Origin of the sequence: Streptomyces laculatispora, from assembly GCF_017353455.1 — a bacterium.
GTDB classification, from domain to species: domain Bacteria; phylum Actinomycetota; class Actinomycetes; order Streptomycetales; family Streptomycetaceae; genus Streptomyces; species Streptomyces laculatispora.
Map to the genome: position 1 here is coordinate 1 of NZ_JAFMPZ010000361.1, position 8,878 is coordinate 8,878.

Annotated in this window: 5 protein-coding genes and 1 pseudogene; 4 read left to right on the forward strand and 2 right to left on the reverse strand. The window is 72.5% G+C overall.

Annotated features, from left to right (window positions below):
- Nucleotides 1–746, forward strand: a pseudogene (locus J1C73_RS19080) (hypothetical protein); the annotation flags it as partial.
- Nucleotides 747–752: 6 nt separating this feature from the next.
- Here the strand turns inward: J1C73_RS19080 and J1C73_RS19085 are convergent.
- The gene (locus tag J1C73_RS19085; RefSeq protein ID WP_207317469.1) at nt 753–2,918 is read right to left on the reverse strand and encodes an ATP-binding protein; all 2,166 of its coding nucleotides are present in this window, start codon (nt 2,916–2,918) and stop codon (nt 753–755) included.
- A 214-nt stretch (nt 2,919–3,132) separates the two neighbouring features.
- On the opposite strand from J1C73_RS19085, the gene J1C73_RS19090 reads away from it, so the two are divergent.
- Nucleotides 3,133–4,959: an AAA family ATPase gene (locus tag J1C73_RS19090; RefSeq protein ID WP_307797731.1), complete on the forward strand. Its 1,827-nt coding sequence runs from the start codon at nt 3,133–3,135 to the stop codon at nt 4,957–4,959.
- A gap of 29 nt (nt 4,960–4,988) precedes the next feature.
- On the opposite strand, the gene J1C73_RS19095 is transcribed toward J1C73_RS19090, so the two are convergent.
- On the reverse strand, nt 4,989–5,801 hold the full coding sequence (locus tag J1C73_RS19095) for a maleylpyruvate isomerase family mycothiol-dependent enzyme (protein ID WP_307797732.1): 813 nt from the start codon (nt 5,799–5,801) through the stop codon (nt 4,989–4,991).
- Nucleotides 5,802–5,982: 181 nt separating this feature from the next.
- Between J1C73_RS19095 and J1C73_RS19100 the strand changes: the two genes are divergently transcribed.
- Together J1C73_RS19100 and J1C73_RS19105 are read left to right on the forward strand one after the other, a co-directional pair.
- A complete protein-coding gene (locus J1C73_RS19100; protein ID WP_307797733.1) occupies nt 5,983–6,708 on the forward strand; it encodes a response regulator transcription factor in 726 nt (241 codons plus the stop codon).
- Nucleotides 6,695–8,689, forward strand: a complete 1,995-nt coding sequence (locus J1C73_RS19105) for a sensor histidine kinase (RefSeq protein WP_372446706.1) — start codon at nt 6,695–6,697, stop codon at nt 8,687–8,689. The genes J1C73_RS19100 and J1C73_RS19105 overlap by 14 nt, the downstream gene beginning before the upstream one ends.
- The last annotated feature ends 189 nt before the right edge of the window (nt 8,690–8,878 follow it).

The following is an 8,878-nucleotide window of genomic DNA, read 5'->3' on the forward strand; positions in this document are numbered from 1 at the left end:
TCATGCGGGAGGCGCCCCGGCTCGATCCCCGTGAGCCGCTGCGCGAGCAGATCGACCGGCTCATCGAGCACCATCGGCCGCTGCCGGGGCCCGCCGCGTACACGACCTCCGTGCCGGGCGAGGCCGCGGTCCGGCTGCGGACCCTGTTCTACTCGATGATGGGTGCGGCGGAGCCGGAGTGGCCCGCCTCGCTGGACCCGTTGCCGCTGCCCGGCCACGAGCCCGTGTCCGTCACGGCTCCCCTCCATGTACTGACCCGGGTGCCGAGGCCGGGCGAGGTCGTGGTGACCCGTTGGGCGGGTTCCCCGCCGGCCGCCGAGTGTGCCGGCGGGGAGATTCACATCGCCGTGCACGAGGACACCCGCGACGTGGATCAGTTGGAGCTGGCCGACGTCATCTTCCGGGACGGCCTGCCCGACGATCCTCGCTTCGGGTCTCCGGCTATCTGGACGGAGGAGGTGTTGCAGCGCCACCCCGGCTGTGCGCTGGCCGCCTTCACGGTCGGTCCTGCCGAGTGTGTCGTCCGGCTGCGGGACGGGGAGCCGCTGCGCCTGCTGTCCTCGCCGGAGACCGCGGTGGACCCCGCTGCCGCCGCCTCGGCCCTCCATGCGCTGCTGGGGGCCGGGGAAGCCGGCGGCGACGTCACGGCGACGCGGCTCGCGAAGCTGGTGGCTGACGGCGGGTTCGCGGTCCGCCTCGGGGCCCGGCGGGTACGCGTGCGGGTCGCCGGCCTCCACCCCGGGTGACGCGGCTCAGCGGGTGCCGCGTTCCTCGGCCGTGCAGCGCTCGCGCATGGACCGCAGATGGGCCACGTGGTACTCGGCGCTCTGGCCGCTCAGCGTCGTGATCGCCGCCTCGATCAGCGGGCGGGCGGCCGCGGTGTCCGACGCGTCCAGCCAGGTCTCGGCCAGGTCGGTCAGGGTCCGGGCCGTGTTGTACGTATCCCCCTGCGCCCGGAAGTGGCTCAGTGCCGTCCCCAGCCGGTCCCGGGACTCCTCGAACCTCCCGAGGCCGCGCAGGGCCCGGCCCCGGTGGCGTTCCAGCAGGGCACGTGCGCGGGGGACGTCGGCGGTTCCTTCGTCCTGAGTGCCCATCGTGATCAGGACGGCGTCCGCCGCCTCGAAGCACGCGTAGGCCTCCTCGAACCGCCACTGGCGCAGCCGCAGCAGTCCGAGGAACTCCGTTGCCGACGCATGGCCCCGCTTGTGGCCCGCCGCCTCCTCGGCCCGCGCGGCCGCGAGTGCCTCCGCCTCCGCCTCGTCCCAGTGGCGCAGCTCGGTCAGCGTGTGCGCGAGTTGGGCGTGCAGTGCTCCCGCGTCCGCCGTTCCCGGCAGGTGGGTGTCGGCGAGCCGTGCTCCGATGCGCAGTGCGGGCAGCAGCATCTCGTGGCGGCCGGCCTTGAGTTGCAGCGGCCACAGGGAGCGGCACAGCCGTACGGCCGAAGCCGGGTCGCCCGACTCCTCGGCGCAGTGGACGGCCTGGATCAGGTTGCCGCACTCGGCGATCAGTGCGTCGAGCGCCTCGCCCCGGCTTTCGAAGGCCGGGGTTCCTGGGACCGGGGTGCCTGGGGCCGAGGGTGTGGGGACCCGCCAGCTCTCCGGCAGCGCCTGATGGGCCACGGACGTCGACAGATCGACATACCAGCGAAGGGCTCGGGCCATCGCGGCCGAGCACGCGGCGATGCCGTCCTCCTGCACGGCGACGGCCTCGGCGTGTCCGCGGACCGCGGGGCGGTAGTGGTAGCGGGCCCGGCCGTCAGCGGTGGTGTTGCGCTCCAGCAGGAGCCCTTCCGCCAGTTCGTCCAGTCGTTGGGCGGCGTCCTCGGGCGTCGTTCCGGTCGCGTGCGCGGCCACCGCGGCGTCGAGGGCGGGCCAGTCGCATACCGCCATCAGGCGGTACAGCTTCGCCGTCCCCGGTTCCAGCGAGCGGTAGGTGTCCTGCGCCGCCGCCCGTACGGGGTCGGCGCCGGCGGCCGGGCCGGACGCGGGTTCGGTGAGGCGGGGAGCCGCCGCGCGCAGGGCGTACGGCGATCCGCCGCACCGGGCGAGGACGGAGGGCAGGGTGGCGCGGGCCGCCGCGATCGCCGGCTTGTCCAGGAGCTGGGTCAGCAGCCGTACCGCGTCCTTGTCCGTCAGCGGGCCGACGGGAACGCGTACCGCGTCGAGGCCGGGGAACGGACGACGGGCCACCACGATCGTGAACACAGCGGGCGCGGAGGTGAGGAGCGGCCGGATCTGGGCGGCCGAGTGCACATGGTCCAGGACGATCAGCAGCTTCCGGTCCGCCACGCAGCGGCGGAAGAACTCGCTCAGCTCTCCGGCCGAGGCCGGCATCTCCTCGTCCCGCACACCGAGTTGGCGCAGCAGGCTGCGCAGTACGGTCCCCGCATCGCGTGCGGCAGCGGTGCCGCCGGCCAGATCCGCGTAGAGCTGCCCGTCCGGGAACACGGCCGCCTGGCGCACTCCCCAGTGCACCGCCAGCGTGCTGGTGCCCATGCCCTCGGCGCCGTGCACCAGGGCCAGCCTCGGGGTTCCGTCCGCACGGCGCGACGCCTCGCGGTCGAGGCTCTTCAACGCCTCCTTGCGGTCGGTGAAGAACCTGATCGAGGCGGGGAGGCCCGGCTGTCCGGCGGCGGGTGCGAAGTCCGCTCCCGGACCCCGGCCGCCACCGCTCACCCGGTTCACGAACGCCGTCCACGAGGAGGCGAGTTGAGGGTCGCGGCGGAGCCGGTCGGACACCATGCGGGCGACCGCGTCCAGTTCGTCCGGTGCGGTGGGCGCCGGGATCTCGCGGCCTGCGATGCGGCGGACGAATCCGCCCGTCGACTCCCACGCCCATCTTCCGGCCTCGTTGGCCATTCCCGAGCCGACCGCACCGAGCACCGCCGAAACGGCCGTCAGCGAAATGGGATCCAGCATGTCGCGCACTCCCCGTTCCCGGTGTTCCGCGCGGTGCGCCCTCCCCGGCACCGCCGCTGCCACCGTGCGGATGCAATCTACCGAGTCCGGCGGCGCCCCGTGCGACACCGTGCGCCACGGGCGGGGTTGGCTATCCTGACGACCGTTCCAGGTGATCACGGTGGCCGTGCGGGCCGCGGCACGGGCTGCGCACGCGCCGGAGGGGGAGAGTCACGTGCAGGGTGCTGCGGCGAGCCGGGGGTCGGTCAGGAAGGCCGAGCAGGCGTGGAATCAGGCGATGCTGCTGATGCGGCAGGGGGACACCGCGGGGGCGTCCGCGCAGTTCGCGCTCGCCGCGTCCCACGATCCGGCCGCCGCCGACGCGTGGCTCGGCCTCCATGCGACCGGGCAGGATCAGCAGCGGGCCCTGGACGCCATGCTCCGGACCTCCGGGGCGTTCGGCGCGCTGCGCACGAAGTTCGGGCTGCCCCTGCGGTCCACGTTCCAGATCGGCCACTACGTCACCTTCCGGCTGGAGAACGCACGCGATCTGTGGCTGGCCGCGATGTCCTCGCTGCTGGACAACGGCCGGCTCGACGAGGCCTGGGCCGGACTGTCGACCGCGCAACTGGACTGTGACGAGACCCGGTTCATTTACACGCGGTACGCGTTCCTCAAGGAGGACTGGGCCCTCGTGCTGAGGTTCGCCACCGGAATCGGTGACGCGTTCCTGCGCGACGAGTCGCAGTTGTACGTCGGTGCGTCGCTCTTCGCCCAGGGCGTCCACCACGAGGCGCTGAACGTGCTCGCGCCGCTCCCCGGGAAGCTGGAGAAGGGCAGCAGGTTCGATGCCGAGACAAAGTACTTCATGGGGCGGTCGCTGGAGGAGCTGGGGCGGAAGGAGGATGCCCTGAAGCGGTACCAGTACGCCTTCCGGTGTTCTCCGGACCTCTTCGACGTGGATGTCCGCGCCCAGGCCCGCCCGGCGCCGGCCCCGGCCGCCCCGCTCACCCCCGAGGTCGCTCCGGACGTTGCTCCCGCGCGGCACTCCGGTGAGCCGGCGCCGTCAGTTCCGGCCTCGGCGGGCTCTCCGTCGCCGCAGACCGGGCCCGGTGGCGGCGCGGAGAACGGCAGCGGGGACGGGCCGTCGGCGCAGGAGCGGGCCGCCCTGCTGGCCGAGGCCCGGAAGTCCCTCGACGGCATGATCGGCCTCGAACCGGTGAAGCGCCAAGTGCTCACCCTCATCGCCCAGTTGCGTATGGCCGCGCTACGGGAGGAGCAGGGCCTTCCCGGGGGTGCCAAGCCCCGGCACTTCGTCTTCGCGGGGCCGCCGGGCACCGGCAAGACGACGGTGGCCCGCATCATCGGCAAGGTCTTCGCCGGGCTCGGCCTGTTGCGGTCCGGTCATGTGATCGAGGCCCAGCGCGTCGATCTGGTGGGGCAGCACCTCGGGTCCACGGCCATCAAGACCACCCAGGTCATCGACTCCGCGCTGAACGGGGTGCTGTTCATCGACGAGGCGTACGCCCTGTCCAACAGCGGATACAGCGGCGGCGACGCGTTCGGGGACGAGGCGCTACAGGTGCTCCTGAAGCGGGCCGAGGACGACCGGGACCGGCTCGTCGTCGTACTCGCCGGATACCGCGACGAGATGGCCGGTCTGCTGGCGAGCAACCCCGGTCTGGTGTCCCGTTTCAATACGCGCGTCGACTTCCCCTCGTACTCCGCCGAGGAACTCGTCCTCATCGCCCGGTCCGTGCTGGCCTCCCAGGGCGACGAGCCCGATGCCGGGGCCGTCGATGTCCTCGGTTCCCTGTGCGCGGCGATCGTGGACGGCGGGATGGCCGACACCGTGGGCAACGCCCGGTTCGCACGCGAGCTCTGCCAGAAGGCCTCCGCGCAACGAGACCTGCGGCTGTACGCCGCACACGCCGACAGCAGACCGACCCGGGAGGAAATGGTCACCGTACTCGCCTGGGACGTGGTCGCCGCACACGATGAGCTCATGGAGTCCCACGGTCTCGCGGGTGAGGCCGAGGGAGCGGGCGGTAGCGGCGGGTAGCCAGTGCCGGCCTGTCACCGCCCGCCTCGTCACGGCGCTGTGAAGTACTCCGGGAAGCGCGGCCCGAGCCACGGCTTGCGCCCCCAGGCGAGGACCCGTCCCCTGGCCATGGCGCCCACCGGGGAGATACGGCCGAGCGCCATCAGCAGGAACGTGACCGGCTCGATGGAGATCGTGCAGTCCGGGCGGTCCGGCGGCCGGTGCCCCACCGTCACCGAGCCGTCGGTGAACGTCACCCCGAATCGGTCGCCGCCCCACAGCCGGACCGCGTAGCGGGCAGTGAGACCCGCCGTGGCCACGGCGTCGGTCACCCGGGGCATGGCCTGGACGAAGAAGGGCAGGGTCAGCCCGGCCCGGGGCCGGTCGACCATGTGCGGGCGCCTCAGCGCCCGCGCCAGGTCGTAGCCGTGGCCCAGCATGTGCGTCAGGAGGTACGAGCCGAGGACCGCCCGGTTCATCGGACCCATCGGCGTCATCAGCTCCTCGTCCGCGGGGAGTTCGGCCACCGCGTCGAGGAACGCGGCGGTCTGCGCCACGATCATCGCGGCCAGCGGCTCGCCCTCGCGCTCACCAAATGCTGCGAGGGCCCGCTCGTTGGCTGCGGCCAGGCCCTGCGGGGTGCCGTCCCCGTAGTCGCGCGAGTGCCCGGCGGCCACTTCCGCCATCAGCTGGTTGGCCTGCGCGAGATGCGCCGCCGCCTCCCCCACGGTCCACTCCGACCTGGGAACCGGCAGCCCCGTGTCGGGAGCGTCGCGCAGCAGCGCCGCGATCTCCGTGGCCGTCGCCCGTATCGCGTCGGCCAGTCCTTCGGGCAGCCTGCCCCGTTTGTCGTGCTCCGCCACCGGCTCCACCCTGTTACCGCCCTCGTGAACGCCGTGCCTCGTGCGTACGGATCCTGTCTCCGTGCCCACGCGCACGAACCTGCCGCACACACCTGTTACCTGCGGGTACACAAGAGCAGGTCGCGGGCACCGCGGGCAAGAGGTCGGCGCCCGCGGTTCAAACCCCTCTACGATCGAGCACGTGTGCGCAAACGTGATCGTCGCTGAAGACGACGAGAAGCAGGCCGAACTCCTCCGCCGATACCTCGAACGGGAAGGTCACTCCGTCACCCTCGTCGGCGACGGCCTCGCGGCCCTCGACCTGGTCAGGCACCGGGAGCCGGACCTGCTGGTCCTCGATGTGATGATGCCCCGTGCCGACGGGCTGGATGTGGTGCGTGTCCTGCGCGCAGAGTGCCGGGAGTTGCCGGTACTGATGCTGACGGCCCGCACGACCGAGGACGATCTGCTGCTCGGACTCGATCTGGGTGCGGACGACTACGTGACCAAGCCGTACAGCCCTCGTGAGCTGATGGCCCGGGTCCGTACGCTGCTGCGCCGCAGCAGACGCGCCACGGGCGCCCCACCGGCGGATGCCGCACTGCTGACGGTCGGCGCGCTCGTCGTCGATCCGACGCGGCACGTGGTGTCGGTCGGCGGCGAGGCCGTGGACTGCACGCCCGGCGAGTTCAGGATCCTTGCCGCGCTCGCGGCCGAGCCCGACCGCGTCTTCTCCCGGCAGCAACTGCTCGCGGAACTCCACGGCTTCGACCGGTACATCAGCGATCGGACGGTCGATGTGCACGTCATGAACCTGCGCAAGAAGATAGAATCCGCCCCGCGCCGGCCGGCCCGGCTGCTCACCGTCTTCGGCGTCGGATACAAGCTGACGGACCCGGCGAAGGCTGCGGCGCGTGCGTCGTCGTAGCGGAGGGCGTTTCCACGACGGGGCGCACGGCACCTCCCCCGGCTCCGAGCGGCGGGCGCGGCTGCCGTTGCGCAAGAGCCTCTTCGCCCGGCTGCTGGCCGTATCCGCACTGGTGGCGGCATGTTCGGTGGCTGCCACCGCTTGGCTCGCCGTCCAGACGACGTCCGGCGCGATCCGGCAGGAGCAGGGGCAGAACCTCACCGCCGATGCCCGGATCTACCACAGCCTGCTCGGTTACGCGGCGGCTCATCCCACCTGGGAGGACGTCGGGGGGACGGTGCGCGAGCTGGCCAGGAAGTCCGGCCGGCGGATCGCGCTGACGACGGAGCGGCGCGATCCGCTCGCCGACTCGGCCGACCGGGTCGATCCGCGAGCGGTCGGGCCGTTCCGGCTGCCCGCATCGGAACGTACGGAGTTGCAGCAGATCGCCGACCGGAACGTGGCCTGCCTCAGCAGGTCCGGGATCGCCTCGGACGTGGTCCGCAGCGCGAGCGGCCGCCCTCGGATCCAGGTGGTGGGAAACGACCCCGACCGTCTCCAGGGCACTCGCTGCACCACCGATGCCCTGGACAGTCCGACGGCCACCGAGAAGAAGGCGCTGAAGTCCCTCAACCAGCTGGCCGACGCCTGTCTGAAGCGCCAGAACCGCGCCGGGGTACACCTGAAGCTCGATCTGTCCTGGGGGCAGGCGCCGGAGCCCCGGCCCGCGGATGCGATCGTCAGCAAGGCGCCGAGCGAGGCGCCCAGTCCCGTGCCGACCTCCCCGCCCACGGCGGTCACGCCCAGCGTCTCTCCGGACACCCGCCCCTCGCCCGCCGTCGGCAACGGCGAGGACGGCCGGGCCATCGCCTCGTGTGTCGGCACGGCCCGTCGTGAACAGCTCGGTTCGTACGTCGCCTCGCCCGCCCTGCTGTTCATCAGCGACACCGGTGGCACCACGGTGCCCGGTTTCGATCTCTCACCGGCCAACACCGCCAGGATCGCGGGCACCGCGGCGCTCGTCCTCGCTCTCACCGTCGGCGCGTCGGTACTCGTGGGCGCACGGCTCGTACGCCCGCTGCGCGCGCTGACGGGCGCCGCCCAGCGGATGCGGGACGGCGAGGACAGCGTGCCCGTGCTGGTCGCCGCGGACAACGAGATCGGGCGGCTCGCCGCCACCTTCAACGACATGTCCGCCCACCGCGCCCGGCTGGAGGCCCAGCGCAAGGCCATGGTCAGCGATGTCGCCCATGAACTGCGCACCCCGCTCAGCAACATCCGCGGCTGGCTGGAGGCGGCGCAGGACGGCGTGGCCGAGCCGGACCCGGCGTTCATCGCCTCGCTGCACGAGGAGGCGGTGCTGTTGCAGCACATCATCGACGACCTCCAGGACCTGGCCCAGGCCGACGCGGGCGCGCTGCGGCTGCACCCCGAACCGGTACGGATCGAGGACCTGCTGAACCAGGTCGCCGCCGCGCACCAGGCCCGCGCCGAGACGGCCGGGGTCGCGCTGACGGTGCTCCCCACGCCACCGGGCCGCCCGGTCCCGGGGCTGACGGCCGATCCGGTCCGGCTGCGCCAGGCCATCGGCAATCTGGTCTCGAACGCGGTCCGTCACACCCCGTCCGGCGGGAAGGTCACCCTGCGTCCGTACGGCTCCGAGTCCGGGGAAGCGGTGCTGGTGGACGTCACCGACACGGGCAGCGGCATTCCGCCCGAGGACCTCGGTCATGTCTTCGACCGCTTCTGGCGCGGCGAGAAGTCCCGCAGCCGCCGAACGGGAGGCAGCGGGCTGGGCCTGGCGATCGTACGGAAACTCACGGAGGCGCACGACGGTTCGGTCACGGCGGTGAGCGTGCCGGGACAGGGGTCGGTGTTCACCCTCCGCCTCCCGGCCGACCGCGGTGGCTCGTCCGGGGACGGTTCGACGGAGGCCGGCTCGACCGACGGCCTCTCGACCGACGACCGCGATGGCGCCGGGAGCGGTTCCGAGCAGACCTGATGCGATGACCACAGCGTTCTGACAGTTTCTTCATAACTTCGGGACAGCCTGTCGGCACGCCTCGCGCCGCGGTGCGATTCCGCATCGCGGCGCCATCGGGGCCGACCTGGAACGGAGCCATATCCATGTCCCTGCGCTCGTCCTTGCGCACCGCCGTCCTTGCCGCTGTCGCGGCAGGCGCGGTATGTG